The sequence below is a fragment of the Bradyrhizobium sp. BRP22 genome (assembly GCF_020194175.1).
Classification (GTDB): Bacteria; Pseudomonadota; Alphaproteobacteria; order Rhizobiales; family Xanthobacteraceae; genus Bradyrhizobium.
Window position 1 is genome coordinate 54485 of record NZ_JADYVX010000028.1, and the last position, 17644, is coordinate 72128.

Sequence of the window (17644 nt, forward strand, 5' to 3'; positions counted from 1 at the left end):
CCTCACCGACCGAACGCGACGGCGTGCGACCGACCGAAGTTCAGCCCGTCTCGACAGCCGCAAAGGACATGAAGCGCACAACGTCCTGCGGAGCGATTTGTACGCGCATGGCCCCACGCAGCTCTTCGACGCCAAGGGTCCGCAGATCTTCGTTGAAATCGCCAAGCCGCGGCGACAGTGGTATCGCCTCAATGCCACTCTCCAGCGCGCGTTCGGTCAACGCCGCTACCGCGAAGTCGCCGGCCGGATCCGCGTCGCGCGCGATGTAGAGCCGACGAAGTGTCAGTGGGAGCAAGAGTGCGGCGAGATGGTTGGCGGAGAGCGCAGCAGCCATCGGCATCGTCGGCAGGGCACAGCGCAGTGACGCCATGGTCTCGATGCCCTCGCCCGCCGCGAGCACGTCGTTCGCCGCGCCGAATCGGACCGCGTTGCCGAGAAGGTCGCCCATGGCTCGCCGCGGCGTGTCAATCGGCGCCTTGCCGAGGGTTGCGGAATCAAAGCCGTCGGGATCGAGCCAGGTCCGATGGACCCCCGTGATCCGACCGTCGAGATCGGTGACACGGGCAATCAATGCAGGCCAAGTCTCAACCGGCGCATCCTCATCGGGCCGGTAGTAGCAGCGCGGATGAAAACGTAACGCCCCATCGTGGCGTAAAGCCGTAATGCGACGGTTGCGCAAATACGTCTCTGCGAGGGTCCGGGCAATCGGCTGTGATACGGCGAACAGTCGTCGCGCCACCTCCCGCGACCCGCTCTGCACTGGGGTGCGCGTCGCGCCCGGCGACGGCCCACGCTCCGAGCAAGGCAACTTGAGAAAGCGTCGCGCCTCCTCGGCGACATCGTGGAAATCGAGGAGCCGGCAGCTTTCCCGGATGACGTCCAGCAGATCGCCATGCTCACCCGAGGCGGCATCGGTCCATTTACCGGCTGGTCCCTTTGAGGACTCTCTCAATCGGACGAACATGGAGCGACCAGGCGTGTTGCGGACATCACCGACCACCCAGTAGCGGCCTTGCCGACGGCCGTTGGAGAGATAGTAGCGGCACACCGCCTCGGCATCGCGCGCGAGACGGTGCGCCAGCTCGGAAGCGTCGCGCGGCATCACGCGGCCTCCCGCCCACCGATCCCCTCGACCGGATAGCGCTCCAGCACCTTGGCGAGGACGTCGATGCGGCTTCTATCTGTCGGCACGAACATGCGCAGCGTCCAGGAGATGATCTCGTGGAAGAGGCCATAAGCCTTGAGGCGGTCCCGCATCGCATCGGTGAAGCCTGACAGCTCGATGCGGTAGCCACCCATGACCTGAACCCGACGGAGCTGGAGGCCTTCGGCGAGCCCAAGGACAGTGCGGCCCGCCATAAGCGCGGTGAACGCGGCATCCGGAGTCAGCATCGGCGCGTCGGTTGCGAGCGTGCTTGCAACCCATGCGGGCGATACCTTGCGGCCGATGATGCGCTCACCCGCATCGGTCTGAAGCCGGTAGACGCGTGTTGACTCGTTCGGCAGCCGCTTCCAGATCGGCAGGAGTAAGCCCGTCACGATGTGGATGGTGCCGTCGGTGAACTCCGGCACGTCCGTGAGCTCGGCGGTCCAAGCGGTGGCGAAGCGCTTGCGGTCGGCTTCGATCCAATGGCTCTCCGCCATCGCCGTCAGGGCAACACCGTGGTGCTCCATCGGTCGGATCAGCCGCACGCGCCGCTCGACTTCACCGTCGTCGAGCATCAGACTTGGCGCCGGGACTTGCACGGCCGCACGGCCGGTGCGCTCGTTGACCAGCAGAACAGCACGCGGATCGGACAGCCGATCCAAAGCCTCCGCTAGCGTCACGGGTCGATTGCGCTGACGCTCGGTGATGGTGAGAAGCCGCGTCTCCGCGCCGGTCACCGGATGGGTGTAGATCGTGCGCCGATCCGCGATGACAAAGCTCTCGGCGCCGAGTGTCTCCAGACCGATATCGTAGGTCCCCGATGCGATGGCGCCTTCGACCCGCGCAGTCAGCAACTGCTCGAAGGCCGTGAACAGCACGTTCTGCAGCTCGATCGTCAGCGCCAGCAGCCGATTCAGGAAGGTGGTGATCGGCGGAAGCTCATCCCTGATGCCGCCATCATCCATAAGCTTCAGGCCGGTGGCCGCCTCGAACCTCTCGAGCGAGCAGCCTTCCACCTTGCCCCGGACCAGCAGCATGTAGAGCAGGCGCAGCGCATCGCGGCCGTAATGGCTCTCCAGATTGTCCTCTGGTCGAAACAGGCCCTGCCCGCCGGTCTGACGCTGGCCGCGCGTGATCGCGCCCAGCGTGTCGAGACGACGCGCGATGGTGCTGAGAAAGCGCTTCTCGGCTTTCACATCCGTCGCGATGGGGCGGAACAGCGGCGGCTGCGCCTGGTTGGTGCGATTGGTACGGCCGAGGCCCTGGATGGCGGCATCGGCCTTCCAGCCCGGTTCGAGCAGGTAGTGGACGCGCAGGCGCCGGTTTCGTGCCGACAGCTCGGCATGGTAGCTCCTGCCAGTGCCACCTGCGTCCGAGAAGACGAGGATGCGCTTGACGTCATCCATGAAGGCAACGGTTTCCGCAAGATTGGCCGAACCGGCACGGTTCTCGACCACGAGGCGGTCGCCCTTGCGGATGACGCGGCGGGAGCGCCCGGTCACCTCGGCGACCATATCGGTGCCGAACCACTGGATAATCTGGTCGAGCGCGCCGGGCACGGGCGGGAGCGAGGCGAGCTTCTCGATCAGGCGGTCGCGGCGGGCAACCGCCTCGCGGCTCTCGACCGGCTGGCCGTCACGGTAGACGGGCCGGGACGAAAGATTGCCTTCCGAGTCGGTGAAGGGCTCGTAGAGCTGCAGCGGGAAGGAATGGGCGAGATAGTCGAGCACGTACTCGCGCGGGGTGATGTCGACCTGGATGTCGCCCCATTCCTCCGTCGGGATCTCCGCCAGCCGGCGCTCCATCAGCGCTTCGCCCGTGGAGACGATCTGGATGACGGCGGCATGGCCGGCTGCGAGATCGCGGTCGATCGAGCCGATCAGCGAGGGCGTCTTCATCGAGGTCAAGAGATGGCCGAAGAAGCGCTGCTTGGCGCTCTCGAAGGCCGAGCGCGCGGCAGATTTCGCCTGCGCGTTCAGCGTTCCGATTTCGCCAGTGATGCTCGCAGCCTGCATGGCTGCGTCGAGGTTGTTGTGGATGATGCTGAATGCGCCGGCATAGGCGTCGTAGATACGGATCTGCTCCGGCGTGAGCTGGTGCTCGATCAGTTCGTATTCGACGCCCTCGTAGGAGAGTGAGCGAGCCGCATATAGTCCGAGCGCCTTGAGGTCGCGGGCCAGGACTTCCATGGCAGCGACACCGCCCTCCTCGATCGCCTCGACGAACTCGGCCCTGGTCGCGAACGGAAAATCCGCGCCACCCCACAGGCCGAGGCGTTGGGCATAGGCAAGATTATGGACCGTCGTGGCGCCGGTCGCCGAGACGTAGACCACGCGGGCATTTGGCAGGGCGTGCTGAAGCCGAAGCCCCGCGCGTCCCTGCTGTGAAGGCGGCTGGTCACCGCGTTCGCCCTTGCCGCCGGCGGCATTTTGCATCGCATGGGACTCGTCGAAGATGATGACTCCGTCGAAATCGGAGCCCAACCATTCGACAATCTGCCGAACGCGCGAAAGCTTCTCGCCGCGCTCATCGGTGCGCAGCGTGGCGTAGGTTGTAAAAAGGATGCCTTCGGTGAGCCGGATGGGAGTGCCTTGGCGGAAGCGAGAAAGCGGTGTGACGAGCAGCCGCTCCATGCCGAGCGCCGACCAGTCGCGCTGCGCATCCTCGATCAACTTGTCCGACTTGCTGATCCAGACGGCCCGGCGCCGACCCTTCAGCCAGTTGTCGAGCAGAATGCCCACGACCTGACGGCCCTTGCCAGCGCCGGTCCCATCGCCAAGGAACCAGCCACGGCGAAAACGGACAGCATTCTCAGCGTCGTCGCGCGCGGCAGTGACGAGGTCGAAGGTCTCGTCGACCGTCCACGAACCGCTAAGGAAATCGGCATGCGCTTCGCCGGCGTAGATGATGCTTTCGAGCTGAGCGTCCGACAGCACGCCACCGGTGAGGAGATCGCTGAGGAGATGCGGCCGGTAGGAGGGCTTGGGTGGTGCGACCGAGGCCATCGCCGCCGACTGGACGAGCTTGGTCGGATGCGCCTGAGCGCCGGGAATGCGGATCGACTGCAATCCGTATTCTTCATAAAGCGCATCAGTCAGGTGGGCGCCCTCGGGCGGCGCCCAGTCCAGGGTTTCATAGGCGAGTTCGACACCTTGCGGCTCGGCAATCGCCGCGGCTTGAGGCCGCGAGGCCGCGCGCGCCAGATAGCCGCGGACAGTCCGGGGCCCTGCGGGACTGCCGGACGTCGCCACGGGAAACGTCGTGGCAATCGGGTCTCGCGGCGGAACGTGGTCGGCTATCCAGCCGAGGAGCGTCCCTACGTCGGGCGCGATCCCGACCGACGGCGGAAACCGCGCCGGGTCGGCTGCCGGCACACGGTCGATTACGGTGAGGCGCGTTTCGATCGTGGTGCCGTGCTTGGCATAGACTGCGCCGTCGATCGCCGCGGTGAAGACGATGCGGCCGCGCTCCTGCAGCCGGACGAAGGCCTCGCGCCAGGCGGGCGTTTCTGGTCCGAAGCTGGCTCCGGTGATCGTCACCAGCCGTCCGCCGTCGGCGAGACGCGCCAGCGCCGAGGCGACGTGGCGATAGGCGGCATCGGCCATCCGACCACTGACATTCGCCATCGCCGAGAAAGGTGGGTTCATCAGCACGACAGTCGGCGCGACCGTGCGATCGAGGTGATCGTCGATCTGTGCGGCGTCGAAGCGCGTCACGCTGCGACCAGGAAAGACATGGGCGAGCAGATCAGCGCGGGTCGCTGCCAATTCGTTCACAACGATCGGCGCGTCGGCAAGCTCTGCGAAGATAGCGAGGAGACCCGTGCCCGCCGACGGTTCGAGAACCAAGTCGGCGGGTGTCATCGCGGCCGCTGTCGCGGCGGCGAATCCCAACGGGATCGGTGTCGAAAACTGCTGAAAAGTCTCGCTCTCTTCGGAGCGGCGCGTGTGGGTTGGAAATAGGCTCGCGATCCGCGTGAGCATCGGCAGCATCTTGGCGGGCGACGCCGCCCTTGTTCGCATCGCCTGGCCATACTTGCGCAAGAACAGCACGGTCGCGGCCTCACAGGCGTCATACGCCATCTTCCAGGTCCAAGCCCCGCTGCCGTCGCCCGCGCCGAATGCGCTTTCCATCGCTGCACGCAGGGCCTCAGCATCGACGCGCTGGCCGCGTTCGAGAGCGGGCAGCAGGCGATTGGCGGCGGCGACGATGGCGGAGGCTAGATCTGTGGCAAAGCGGCATGAACCGGACGCATTTGCGCCGGGAAAAACATCCATCATGGGAGATTTCTTTCGGAGAGCGGAAATGGGTCGAGCCGCGCGGCGCTCTCTTAAGATCCGCCACGGCTCAAACCCGGCCCGGCCCGCCTCTCCCTCTCTTGGGTCCGCCACGACAAATTGGCCGGCGCGAAAACGCCGACCCTCGATGTCAGAAAGCATCAATCACGATTGCGTCGAACCGAGCAGGTGATAGGCACGCTTCTTGACGTTGGGAATGCGGTACAACCCGCCATGTTGCGGTTCACGGTACAGCACCGAGCGATGGCTGCGCGGATCGGCCACCACCTCGAACCGATCGAAACGGCCTCCATTGGAGAACAGCAAGGCCTCCTCGAAGACGATGGTCTGGCCGGGGCGCGGAGATGGCTTTCGCGAGAGCGCGCGGCGCGCCATCGCGTTTTCACGACATCGATCGCGCCATCCTTGCGCGTAAGGGCGATCGGTCGGCGTGAGCAGGTCGAGGATTGCTTGCGGGCAGTCGGCTTCATTCGGCCCAACGGTTTCGTCCATGTCCTTGTAGCCGAAAATGTAACCCTCGCGGTCGCGCGGGTTGTAACGGACCAGGCAGACCGCAGCCCAGACCGTGCGCTCGCCAGCGGCGAGGCGAACGGTTTCGACGGCGGCATAGTAGACGCGCATCGCTACCAGAGCTGAGCGCAGCACTTTCGACGTGACATCGGACCGCGTGAAGGTGAACTGCGCGTCGAGATATTGTCGCGGGCGGAATAGCGGCCAAGCGATTGCATGTAGAGCCATCCCATGATGGACCTCCTTTCGACTAAGGCTGATGATGCGAAAAGCCCGGCGCGGGTGGCCGGGCTGAGGGATGAGGGTTGCAACGAAGAGCTGCGGGCAGCGATGCTGCCCCGCAGCGGCTGATCATTCGGCTGCGACGGCGCGCGGCTGTTCACTCTCGGTGGTATCGCTCGTTTCTTCCTCGTCACCGGAGAGGAATTCGGGGAGCGGCTCGGCTGAGGCGGTCCCCTTCGACAAAGCCACATCAGCGAGACGCAGTGGTTCGGGGAGCCAGCCGGTGCCCTCGAGCAGGCGCTCAGCCTCCTTGGCCATCTCGGTTTTCTTGAGATGGTCGATCAGTTGTGCAGCGCCCTCGCCCTTGGCCTCACGGACGGCTTCGAGAATCCGGATCTTGGTGACGCGGCCAAGGTAGTTCTCGACCGTCGGCCGCCATCCGGCCTCGGCCATGTCGAGGCCGACAGCATGCGCAAGGCGGTCCGCCTGATCGAGCCGGCGGCGCAGGCCGTGGGCGGTGACGCCGGTGCCACCATGGCGATCGACCTTCTCGAACAATGCGTTGACGCCGAAGGAGACGCAGTGGGCGAGCAGCGATAGCCGGCTGATGTCGTCGAGCGCGAGGAGCCAGTCCCACAATGCGGCGTCGTCCGCTGGCACGTCGGCCTTCCAGGCCGCGTGCCGATCCATGATGGACTTCCCGGACGCGCTGTCCTTCAGGTGCGGTGTCTGTACGGGAAGCTGGACATGGCGGACGCCGGCTTCGAGACATGCCGGCCCATAGGTCTGGTGGAAGGCCTCGACACACAGCTTGTGCAGAAGCGCGGTCATCGCGACCTGGGGATGGCAAGCGACCGCATCGCGCAGCGCCAGCGTGCGATGTGCGGTCAGCTCCATGACGAGCCGGTCTGGCAAGGGCCTGATCGCATCCTCGTCCTCCTCCTCATCCGGGGGCGCCTGGCCGCCAACCGTGATCACGGTGCGCTGCGCCGGTGGAGCGCCCTGGTCGTCATCACTGGCGCCCGGCGTGGCGGCGGTCTCGGGATCCGGCTCCGCAGTTGCTGCAGCAAACGCCGTTTCGTCCTCGCGGCGGACATAGCCCCGCTCGACCCGCAATGAGCCTTCGGCATCGATGCTGACAAAGGCGCCAGCATGGACGATCTCGGCCGGGTTGAAGACGCACGGCCGGTTCTCGAAGGCATCTAACGCTGCCTCAAGTTCGCCGAGCCTCGCGTCCACCTCATCGGGCAGTTCGTCGGCGTCCTCGAATTTCGCTTGCAGCGCGGTGTATTCGGCCTGGAGCGCATCGAGATTCGCCTGCTCCTCGGCAGCGAGATCCGCAGGCTGGCCCTCGAGCCGATGGAGTCCGTGGTCGTGGCCATAGGGAAAGCTGGCGGCGACCTCGATCCACTTCCAGCCCTCGGCGGCGATCGCTTCGGCTTGTGCCCGCAGCTTCTCGGCGACGAGGCACTCAAGCAAAGCGACGTCCTCGAGCCAGCCGCCGCCGTCCTCTTCGAAGAGATCGTGCAGCACGTTGCCGCCGGCCGCCTCATAGGCGGCAAGGCCGACGAACCGCGCGCGCTTGTCGGAGGCCTTCACCGCTCGCTCCGTCAGCATACGCCTGATCTGATACGGCTCGTCGTAGCCCGATTTGTTGACATTCTCCCAGACCTGTTCCTGTCGGGCGTGATCGGCGGTGACTGAGAACGCCATCAGTTGTTCGAGCGACATGCCATCGTCGGCATAGGCGTCGAGCAGCTTCGGGGAAACGGTCGCGAGCCGGAGCCGCTGCTTCACCACGCTCACGGATACGAAGAAGATAGCCGCGATATCCGCCTCGGACCGCCCTTGCTCGCGCAGGGTCTGGAATGCCCGAAACTGGTCGAGAGGGTGAAGGGCGACGCGATGCACATTCTCAGCGAGCGAGTCCTCTTCGGCGGAAATCTCAGTGCCGGCTTCGCTGACGATGCAGGGGATCGGTGCGGTCTTGGTGAGGCGCTTCTGTTTCACCAGCAGTTCGAGCGCGCGATAGCGGCGGCCACCGGCCGGCACGTCGAACATGCCGGTCTCCTGCCTGTCGGCATCCAGGATGGGCCGGACGTTGAGACTTTGCAGGAGCTTCCGCCGGGCGATGTCCTCGGCGAGATCCTCGATCGAAATACCCGCCTTAGTGCGGCGGACGTTGGATTGGGAGAGCACGAGCTTGTTAAAGGGAATGTCGCGCGAGGGCGACATTTTGATTTTCTGATTATCCTTTGCCATATCAGTTTCTCCGGAACGGGGGGCCAAAACCCTCTCTCGGTCTCCAACCCATTCACGAAGAACGCCCGCCCTCCTCTCCCTCTTAATGACGGCCAGCGACGTGAGCGGCGTTGCGGCCCGACTGCTCAACGAGACGGGGTTCAGTCCGCGCTCGAAGCTCGAGGTCAGTCGGGCGTAATGGGCTGGGCGAATCTCCTTGCCGCGAAGACCGGCGACGCTTCGCGCTTGCGAGAGATACACCGCGCATTGTGCGACGTGTCTTTGTAGGATCGACCCGAGACAGCGATGGAATCGCGTCACTGTCCCTCCCGTTGCAGAGCGGCGACCGCAAAGCGCAGCGAGCGTTCATCGAGCACGATCCGTCCTGCCTTCCGAGCCGCCCACGCATAGACCGACAGCGGGAACGTGGCTTCGAACAGGATGTCGCGCTCGATACCCGAACCAAAGGGAAGCTCCATCGCCTCCATTTCAGCGAGACTGAAGGAACCAAGCTCGGGTTCGCCGAGATCGGCGAGACCGAACAGGGTGTCGCCGTCCTCATCGAGCTCGGTCGCGAGCCAGGTGCCGATGCCAAGTGGGTTAAAGAACTTCACCACCGGCACGTGGTCTAGGCCGCGACGGCGACCGTTCGCGAGCAGACGCGCGCGCAAATCTTGCGTGAGCAGGATCATGCCACCCTCCGCCCGTCTGACTGTTCGTCCTCGGACGGCTGGATCTCCGGCAAGAAGCCGAGGATGTAATCCGCGGCCTTACTGGCCTGGCTCGCAGCGCGCACGATGGCCCGGTTGTCCTCGCGCATCGTCTCGAGCCATGAGCCAATGTAATCGGCATGACGCACCGTCGGCACGATGCCAAGCGAGGCACAAGAAAATGCGGCACACAGTTCGGCGATCAACTCCTCGAAGGCGTATTTCGTGGTGCCGTATGAACCGCTGAGGTCGCGATTGAGGCGCGAAGAATGACCGCTGGCATGGCCAAGTTCATGGAGCGCCGTGCGGTGCCAATTGATCGGCTCGAAGTAGGCAGCCGGCGGCGGGACCTGCACATAATCTTCGGCCGGCACATAGAAGGCGCGATTGCCGCCGATGCGAAAATTGATGCCGGAGGCCTTGATCAGCGCTTCAACTCTCGGCTCGATCAAACCTGGCGGCGGAGGCGGTGCGGCGGTCACGATCGCCGCAGGCAAATCCTCGCACTGATCGGTGTTGAAGACCGTAAAGCGCTTCAGGAATGGGATCGCCTGCGCTTCGTCGCCGGTGTCGCTCGCGCGCTGCTTTTCATCGACCGGCACGAAGCGGTCGGCATAGACCACGGTGATGCCGCGCTCACCCTTGCGGACGTGGCCGCCGAGCGACAGCGCCTGGCGGAACGTCAGCCAGCTTTGGCCCGCGAAGCCGTGCTCGATGACTGCGCCCCAAAGGATCAGTACATTGATCCCGCTGTATTGTCTGCCGGTCACAGCGTTCTTTGGCATCGCCAGTGGCGCCTTCGTAGCCGCCGTCCCCCACGGCTGAACCCAGGGCACACGCCCGGCTTCCAGCTCGGCGATGATCTTGTCAGTGATTTCGTCATAAAGGCTCGCCCGGCCTTCACCGGCGCGGCCGCTGGAATGATGTTTCTTCATCGCGGGTCTCCGCGACGGGCGCCACGAGGCTCTCTCGCAGCTCCAACCCGTCACGGCGAAGCCGCCGCCCTCTCACTCTTCGGCTCACATTGGCTGGATTCGAGCAACCAGGGCAGACAATAGTGCGCGGATTACACTCGCTGCATCAGAAGCAGCGTGAAATAGTCAATCAATGCAGCGCAAGCGGAGATCATCGCCGAAGGCGAGGCCTGGAAGAAGGGCAGCCGCAGGAGCGTCAGCATAGCGCCGCCCCTTGGCGGGACGCGGGACCGACTGCTGTCCTTAAGACCGGTTAACAAGGCACCCGCAGGAGGGTCAGCATCGCGCCGGCGCGGAACGCGGCGGGACCCGGGACCGAGTGCCTCCGGCGGAGGACACATTATTATCTTACTGCGCGCGAGGGATCGAAGCGTCCGGCCGAGACGCTGCGCGGCTCGGTTCACGAGAGCCCAGTGCCGGACTTGCCGCACGCGCTCAAAACCCGGCTAACAAAACCTAGGCCCGTGGGAGCGACACCTCTTCCCGACTCCTTGTCTGTGCGTCGTAGATTCTGACCTGAAGCATGGGAAAACGTTTCTTCAGCTCCTCTGCGCCGGCCTTGGCCCCGTCTCTGGTCGCAAATTCGGCTTTCAGTCGACCATCCACTTCCAGCGCGTAGCCTGACGTGGGGAGTTCCTGGGCAGCAGCAACCATCTGTCTTTTTCTCGCATTGGGGCTGATGGAGGACGATTGCTTAGCGTGAGTCGCTCAAATCGCGCCAGTGGAGCATGGATTGTGGATCATCGTGAGGATGCTGTCCTGTGCGGGATTGGCCGTCGTGGCCTGATTCGTGGGACCACTGCTCAGATGTCTTCGCGCAGACCGAGAAAGAAGGGATGCCGCACCTTGCCTTCGGCAGACTTGGCGCGATACTCGATTTCCGCCAGCAGCTTCGGTTCGACCCAGATGCCGCGATGCGCGATCCGCTTTGTATAAGGCTGAGTCTTGCGGATGAGCGGCGTCAGACGCTTGTGCAAGTCCGCGGCGGAGTCCTTGTCGAACCTGTGGTCGACCTTGCCGGCGTAGATGAGATCCTTGCCCTTGCGGCGGGCGAGATAGATGCCGTCCCATTTTTCGCCGTCGAGCGCAAAGCCGGCAATCCGTCAGCGTCTCTCGCTGCTGGCAGGTCTTTTTGACCCAGACGTTGCCACGACCAGAGATCTAGGCGCTGTCGCGCACCTTTGAGACGACCCCTTCAAGACCGACCTTGCAGGCGTGCCGATACATCTGCCCGCCATCGATATCGAAACTTTCGCTGAACTGGACAGGCGTACCATCGATGATGTGCCTGAGCTCAGCCTTGCGCGCGAGCAAGGGCAGCTTTCGCAGGTCATGTCCATTCAGATGAAGCAGGTCGAAAGCAACCAGGACGATTTTGGTCGATCTGCCCTTCAACTCGTTCTGCAGCACTGAAAAATCGGTGATGCCACTTGCCGATGGTACGACCACCTCGCCATCGATAATGGTAGAGCCGGCCTCGATCTCGGACGCGTCAGAAGCGATTTTGCGGAAGCGCTTGGTCCAGTCGTTGCCGCGGCGGGTAAAGACCTTCACCTGCCCATCGTGGAGATGCACCTGGACACGGTAGCCGTCGAACTTGATTTCGTGAATCCAGCGCGCGCCGTCCGGCACCTTGTCGACGGAGGACGCCAAGGCCGGCTCGATGAACCCGGGATAAGACGCCTCGATGGCGATGGCCTTCTTGCGCCGCGCCGCCACTCCATAACTCCACGCAACTGACATGATTCAAGCCGAATTGGCCCAAACGTTCCGAACCTCGGAACTGTCACTGTCGATCGTGCATTGCGCAATGGCAAGACGAAGCCTCAGGCGAAAGCAAAGAAGAAAACGACGCGCGGGCGCAAGCAGGACCTGTCGTGGCGGACAGATTACGAGGTTCGCTACGAGGCGAAAGAGAAGTGCCGCTTCAAGGCGGCCGTAAAGAAAGCGGTCAAAAAGGTCGGCGCCAGCCGCAAGCGTGTTGAGCGGGCGCAGCCGCAAGAAGAAGTAATCGGGCCTGCCCCACTCGACGCCCCGCTAGAAGGAGTCCGCGAGCGCGATCTCCGTTCAGCGCATTGATCCGGCGCGCCGCTTCATGAAAGCTCAAATCCGCCGCTGGCTGATAGGCCTCCTCGGCGAGCCCCTTCGGCCGCAAGGCCTGGGCGCGGGTCATCGGGCTGGCAAGCCGCTCCGAGACGGAGGGTATTTGGATGCCGTGGCTTTCATTTTCCGTCTCCCTGCATACATCTGTAACTTGACTCTGTGTTCTCTTTTTGTTCTAAGAAGCCATGGACAACCGAATTAATGAAATCCGCCGCAAGATCAGTGTCTTGCGGGCCGAAATGGTGCGCGTCGCGGACGCCATGCACGATCAGATCCGGCACGATCTGGACAGCACGGAATCCGCGCTCCAGCTGATGGCGATGCGCAAAGAGCTCGCCGCCCTGGTGGCCGAATGGAAGGCGGCCGGCGGCAGCGAGCACCTGCCGACCATCCAGGAGCGGCTCAACGCAAACAACCGGCCGGCCCAGAAGCCGAAGACCGTCACGCATCGCTGACCATGACCTTAGCCGGGAGCGATCGATGGACCGCAATCTGGTTCTGCTCAATCGCAACATCGCCCGGCTCAGGCGCGACGTTAGGATGCAGTCTTCCGAAATCGAGCAGCTGATCGCGGCTGATCTCGACTGCACGCCCGCGGCCCAACGCCTGATGCGGGCGCAGGCCGATCTCGTTCTCTACATCGAAAAGAGGGAGCGGCTCATGGCGCCGGCCGCGCGTGAGTGACGATCCGCTGCCGCTGAGGATCCTGGAGTTGCGCGCGCGGATCGCCGAGCTCTCAGGCACCATCCGGCAGCTGCAGCGCTCGGGCTTCGATGAGGCCGCCCCGCGCCTCTTGATTTCAAGAAAGCGGGCGGAGCTTGAGGATCTGACGCACCGGACCAATCAGCGCTTGCAAGGAGACTGACGCTTTGGCCCACGACCCCGCGAAATGGTACGACGAGAAGGACGACAATCCGCCGTGGATCAAGGCGCTCGCCGACGTACGTCGCCAGGCGACGCTCGAAGGTTACTGCTACAACCATGTGCAGCCGATCATCGTCGCGATCGATCAGTATGCCGAAGCGGCGCTCGGCAACCGCGAGTATTTCCTGAACAGACCGCACCGGATTGGCTGACGCCTGTGGCATTGGTGAACACCTTACGAACGGCGGCCTTATCGACGCTCCTATCGGTTTGGAGCCCGGCCCTGGCCGGTGACCTGATCGCCCAGGCCAGTATCATCGACGGCGACACGCTGGAAATTCACGGAACGCGGATCCGCCTTTGGGGAATCGACGCGCCGGAGAGCAGCCAGTTGTGCCGCGACCAGGACAGCTCCCCGTACCGATGCGGAGCCCAGGCAGCGAACGATCTCGACGCCTTCATTGCGCGGCGCCCAGTAAGCTGCATGCCCATCAACCTGGATCAGTACGGGCGAACAGTTGCGACCTGTTCGGCCGCCGGCGCCGATCTTGGCGAGTGGTTGGCCCGCAAGGGACTTGCGCTGGACTGGCCGCACTTTTCAAAGGGGAGATACGAGGCCGCGCAGCGCGACGCTGAACGTGCCGGCCGCGGAATCTGGAGGGGCAGCTACGTTGAACCATGGCTCTATCGAGCCTGCATTCGCGCGAACGGATCCCCGGCCAACTGTTCGGACGACGCGAACGCGCATCCTTGAGGACAGCCCAATGTGCAATCTCTATTCGATCACAACGAACCAGGCAGCAATTATTGCGCTGTTTCGCGTGATCAATCGCTATGTCGGCAATCTGCCCCCGATGCCCGGCGTCTTTCCCGACTATCCGGCTCCGGTCGTGCGCAACACCGATACCGGGCGCGAGATGGCGATGATGCGCTGGGGCATGCCGCCGCCTCCACGGGCCGGCCAATTTCCCGTAACGAATATCCGCAACACATCCTCGCCCCATTGGCGCGCCTGGCTGAAGCCGGAGAACCGCTGCCTCGTCCCGGGCAATAGCTTCGCCGAATACGCCCCCGAAGCAAACCCTGACACCGGCAAGAAGGATGTCGTCTGGTTCGCGCTGGACGACCATCGGCCACTGTTCGCCTTCGCCGGTATGTGGACCGAGTTCAAGGGAGATCGTGGTCCCAAATCGAAACCAGTCCCGGGCCCTCACCTCGTCTACGGATTCCTCACGACCTCACCAAATGCGGTCGTTGAGCCAATCCACGCGAAGGCGATGCCTGTTCTCTTGATTACAGATGAAGAGCGCGATGTCTGGATGCGTGCGCCCTGGGATGAAGCTAAAAATTTGCAGCGGCCGCTACCCGATGCTGCGCTCAAGATTGTTGCCCGCGGCGCCGATAAGGAGGACACAGTCGTTCCTTGAACGCGCGCCAAGTTAGACGAAGCCACAAAAGCAATTGCTGAATTTTTCGGATGAGCGCCCGATCGCGCCGAATACGGGCCGTTCCGGCAGAGCCTGCGGGATGGTGCCCGCAAGCACACCCTGATGCCAAACCGGGATCAGGATGGCGATGGCAGCGCCATCGCCGCCACTTGTGCTTAAGGCGCCTCTAATGCCAGCCGGCAGGGACGGCGAAGCGTTTTCGGTCCGAAGATCTCGGGACGCCGCGCGAACCAGGGCGGTAGCTAACTTGTAGCACAAGTCGCTCCTTTCCGCGTGAGCGGTATGGGGACCACAAACCAGAACCACGCCAGGACCTGAACCGCGAGATTGATCGCAAAGGCGGTCTGGTAAGCGACTTCCGGGTAGTGCCCTTGCTGCGGAATCCAATGCTGGATTACCAGGCCCGTCACATACTGCGTCAGAAATGCGCAACCAATGTGGAAGACATTGAGTGCTGCGTTGGCACGTCCAGCAAGCTCCTTGGGAAAGAAGTCGGCGAGAACTGCGTAGCTGAGGACGGTCGCCGTGCTGACCGCAGCAACAACGCCCCATGGAAGACATGACGGCAAAGGTACGCGTAGGATCACTGCGAGCTGAGCAAGGAAGAACACCATCGCGACAAACCCGAGCAGCGCTCGCGGACTAATATCCAGCTTGCGGACCTTTTGAACGATAACGCCGAGTATAAGTGCGCTCACACTGGATGCGAGCGCCATGACGAATAGATTCCAGAGCAATTCTGGCCGATCGAGGCTCTCGACATCGGAGAACCATCGCGCCGCCCACAAGCCCTGTAGGGCCCAGGCTGTCCCAACGCAGCTCGCCGAAAGGGGTGCCAACCGCCAGAAACGAGGGTCCATATAAACGGTCTTTAGACCGGTCGTCCGCCCAACTGATGCCGGGGGCGAGGACACTTTTGGGACGACAAGGAAAATAGCGAGCGCGCATCCCGCCGACGCGATAGCGAGTATTTCAAACAATCCACGCCAGCCGATCGAAACAAGGAGATATTCGGCCGGCATAGTTGCTGTCACGGCGCCCAACCCTGCCAGCATGATCATCACGCCGTTGAGCAATGGGATCCGTTCACTGGGGAACCAAAGGATGATGGCTTTCAGTCCAGCCGTCAGGGCTGCGGCAACACCGAGGCCGATCAACGCTCGGCCGACGAGAAGAAACCAAAAGCTATCCGAAGCGGCGAACAGCGCTGCGCCCACCGCTGCCGCCAGTAACACCACACTCTGGATGTGCCGAGGACCATATCGGTCCAACAACACACCGATTGGAATCTGGGCGGCAGCAAAGGTCAGGAAATAGACGGAAGTCAGAAGGCCAAGATCATCCGCGCCCAGGCCAAATTCCGATATCAGCGGCTCAGCTATCGTCGCATTGATCGTCCGGAACAGAAACGAAAGGAAGTAAGCGGCGACAAAGGGCAAGAAGACGCGCAGAATCAAAAGCCACTGTAGTGTGGCACGTACTGCGCCGCGGCGCAGAACCGCATCGCAGGACGATGGCGGCCGTTCCGTTTCGCCCGCTACATTCGTTGCGTCCGTATCCGATTTCGTTCGGCACTTTCTCCTTTCCTTCTCAGGAGCCGCCGGGCGCCGTGGCACCTCGCCCACGTCAATTGCCATGCGGCGCTCCGGCTTATTGACCGTTGAGCCCGTCGGGGGTTCTTTCTGGCTTGATCCGGTCCACGGAGCTTCCTGCCTCGCTGCACCGACCCGTTCAATCGTGTCCCCCATGAGAGACCGTCCCGCTTGAACGCGCTTTGCCACTTGTGCAGCGAGCTCGTCGAAACGGTCGGATCCAAGCCTGCAGGCTGCGCGCTGAGCGTTTGCCGACAGCACCGGCGTGGTTGCGAGATGAAATCGCGCATGGAGAGCGACGGTCTCGCTTACGATTCGCAGGTCGTGACCGAGCTGCTCGAGTTGACGGCTGATGGCATTCAGGCGACTGTCCACCGAGGGCTCATCAATGTCATCGCCAAGATCCAGGAAGCGATCGAGGGCCGCCTCAACAAGTGCCGATTTGCTAATGCCTGGACCTTGGGCTGCAGCCGCGAGCCGTCCGCCGACGCGTTCTGAGAGATAAATACCAACCAGCGGCTTCACAGAGGCGCTCCGCCGCAACGCAACTCAGCCGTCCTCGTCTCCTTCCGGATCGCCCTGATCTTGTTGGCCGGAGCACGATGAGGCCAACTCCCTCGTTCGACGGCACTCAGGAACCGTTCGACTTCTGCGTTGAATGCTGCAGGCTCTTCGAGATTGATCCCGTGCCCGGTATTGGGGCACATCCAAAGACCGGCGGCGGGTATCGTCGATTTCAGCATAACGTTGGTCTGCACGCACGGCTCGTCCTCATCACCCACCGCGAGCAGGACCGGGATCGTCATCTGCGAAAGCTGATCACGGAAATCGTGTAAAGACGGGCGTACCGCCTGGCACTGGCTCATCGTATTCGACATACCGCACGCCGAATGCCCCTTGAGCCGCTCAACGAACTCTCGCCAACCTTTCGGATCCTTGTATTTCAGCTGAATGCGCGTGGAATGATGCGCCATCCTCCCGGCCATCGACTCCATGCCTCGTGCGGCCAGGGCGTGCGCAAGAACGGGCATTTTCTTCAACCAAGGTTCACGATCCGACGGTAGAGAACCCGATCCTGCTCCGGCCGCGACGATGGCCCGGGCCTTTTCGGGATAGCGCAAGGCAAACAGCAGAGCCGCATATGCGCCCATGCTGGATCCAATCAGGTGGGCGCGTGAGATTGAGAGGCCGCTCATGACGGCATCAATGTCTCGCACAGAAAGCTCCCAGCCATACGCAGCTGGCTCGTCCGGGACCTCGCTGGGTGGATATCCGCGCGCATTGAAGGTGATACAGCGGTAGGCGCGGGAGAAGTAACGGACCTGCGCTTCCCAGCTTCGCAAGTCTGATTCGAATTCATGAACGAAAATAATCGGATCGCCTCGACCGTACTCCTCGAAATACAATTTGATTTCGGATGACTCGATATAAGGCATCATCACCACCAATTCGCGAACTGTAGGCAACGCGCGACGCGCAAGGATGGCCGTTATGGGCTAAGAGCAGCTATAACTCAGGTGTCGATTTTGACCGCA

General features: G+C 63.0%; 15 protein-coding genes and 1 pseudogene. 7 read left to right on the forward strand and 9 right to left on the reverse strand.

Annotated elements, in window-relative coordinates; all coding sequences use genetic code 11:
- Positions 1-40: 40 nt before the first annotated feature.
- From I6F35_RS28325 to ligD, 7 genes and pseudogenes are all read right to left on the reverse strand, one after another.
- A complete protein-coding gene (locus tag I6F35_RS28325; protein ID WP_225120952.1) occupies positions 41-1102 on the reverse strand; it encodes a toprim domain-containing protein in 1062 nt (353 codons plus the stop codon).
- Complete coding sequence (locus I6F35_RS28330; protein ID WP_225121001.1) at positions 1102-5424, reverse strand: strawberry notch family protein; 4323 nt, start codon at positions 5422-5424, stop codon at positions 1102-1104. The genes I6F35_RS28325 and I6F35_RS28330 overlap by 1 nt, the downstream gene beginning before the upstream one ends.
- A 165-nt stretch (positions 5425-5589) precedes the next feature.
- Entirely contained in the window at positions 5590-6183 is a 594-nt protein-coding gene (locus tag I6F35_RS28335; RefSeq protein WP_225120953.1) for a hypothetical protein, read from the reverse strand.
- Positions 6184-6306: 123 nt separating this feature from the next.
- Positions 6307-8439, reverse strand: coding sequence for a ParB/RepB/Spo0J family partition protein (locus tag I6F35_RS28340; RefSeq protein WP_225120954.1), 2133 nt, complete (start codon positions 8437-8439; stop codon positions 6307-6309).
- A 296-nt stretch (positions 8440-8735) separates the two neighbouring features.
- Positions 8736-9110 (reverse strand): DUF2958 domain-containing protein, encoded by a 375-nt coding sequence (locus I6F35_RS28345; protein ID WP_225120955.1) that lies wholly within the window; start codon positions 9108-9110, stop codon positions 8736-8738.
- Positions 9107-10063 (reverse strand): zincin-like metallopeptidase domain-containing protein, encoded by a 957-nt coding sequence (locus I6F35_RS28350; RefSeq protein ID WP_225120956.1) that lies wholly within the window; start codon positions 10061-10063, stop codon positions 9107-9109. Before I6F35_RS28350 ends, I6F35_RS28345 begins: the two co-directional genes overlap by 4 nt.
- A gap of 842 nt (positions 10064-10905) precedes the next feature.
- Positions 10906-11821, reverse strand: a pseudogene (ligD, locus tag I6F35_RS28355) (non-homologous end-joining DNA ligase).
- Positions 11822-11905: 84 nt separating this feature from the next.
- On the opposite strand from ligD, the gene I6F35_RS28360 reads away from it, so the two are divergent.
- From I6F35_RS28360 to I6F35_RS28390, 7 genes are all read left to right on the forward strand, one after another.
- Positions 11906-12181, forward strand: coding sequence for a DUF3606 domain-containing protein (locus tag I6F35_RS28360; protein WP_346283205.1), 276 nt, complete (start codon positions 11906-11908; stop codon positions 12179-12181).
- A 251-nt stretch (positions 12182-12432) separates the two neighbouring features.
- Positions 12433-12660: a hypothetical protein gene (locus I6F35_RS28365; protein WP_225120957.1), complete on the forward strand. Its 228-nt coding sequence runs from the start codon at positions 12433-12435 to the stop codon at positions 12658-12660.
- Between the two features lie 25 nt (positions 12661-12685).
- Positions 12686-12889 (forward strand): hypothetical protein, encoded by a 204-nt coding sequence (locus tag I6F35_RS28370; RefSeq protein ID WP_225120958.1) that lies wholly within the window; start codon positions 12686-12688, stop codon positions 12887-12889.
- Complete coding sequence (locus I6F35_RS28375) at positions 12882-13070, forward strand: hypothetical protein (RefSeq protein ID WP_225120959.1); 189 nt, start codon at positions 12882-12884, stop codon at positions 13068-13070. Before I6F35_RS28370 ends, I6F35_RS28375 begins: the two co-directional genes overlap by 8 nt.
- Before the next feature lie 4 nt (positions 13071-13074).
- The gene (locus I6F35_RS28380; RefSeq protein WP_225120960.1) at positions 13075-13281 is read left to right on the forward strand and encodes a hypothetical protein; all 207 of its coding nucleotides are present in this window, start codon (positions 13075-13077) and stop codon (positions 13279-13281) included.
- Positions 13282-13292: 11 nt separating this feature from the next.
- Positions 13293-13823 (forward strand): thermonuclease family protein, encoded by a 531-nt coding sequence (locus I6F35_RS28385; protein WP_225121002.1) that lies wholly within the window; start codon positions 13293-13295, stop codon positions 13821-13823.
- Positions 13824-13833: 10 nt separating this feature from the next.
- Positions 13834-14496 carry an SOS response-associated peptidase gene (locus I6F35_RS28390; RefSeq protein WP_225120961.1) on the forward strand — a complete coding sequence of 221 codons (663 nt, stop codon included), beginning with the start codon at positions 13834-13836 and terminating at the stop codon, positions 14494-14496.
- A 263-nt stretch (positions 14497-14759) separates the two neighbouring features.
- Here the strand turns inward: I6F35_RS28390 and I6F35_RS28395 are convergent, their stop codons facing one another.
- A complete protein-coding gene (locus tag I6F35_RS28395; RefSeq protein WP_225120962.1) occupies positions 14760-16634 on the reverse strand; it encodes an MFS transporter in 1875 nt (624 codons plus the stop codon).
- Positions 16631-17545: an alpha/beta hydrolase gene (locus tag I6F35_RS28400; RefSeq protein WP_225120963.1), complete on the reverse strand. Its 915-nt coding sequence runs from the start codon at positions 17543-17545 to the stop codon at positions 16631-16633. The genes I6F35_RS28395 and I6F35_RS28400 overlap by 4 nt, the downstream gene beginning before the upstream one ends.
- Between the last annotated feature and the right edge of the window lie 99 nt (positions 17546-17644).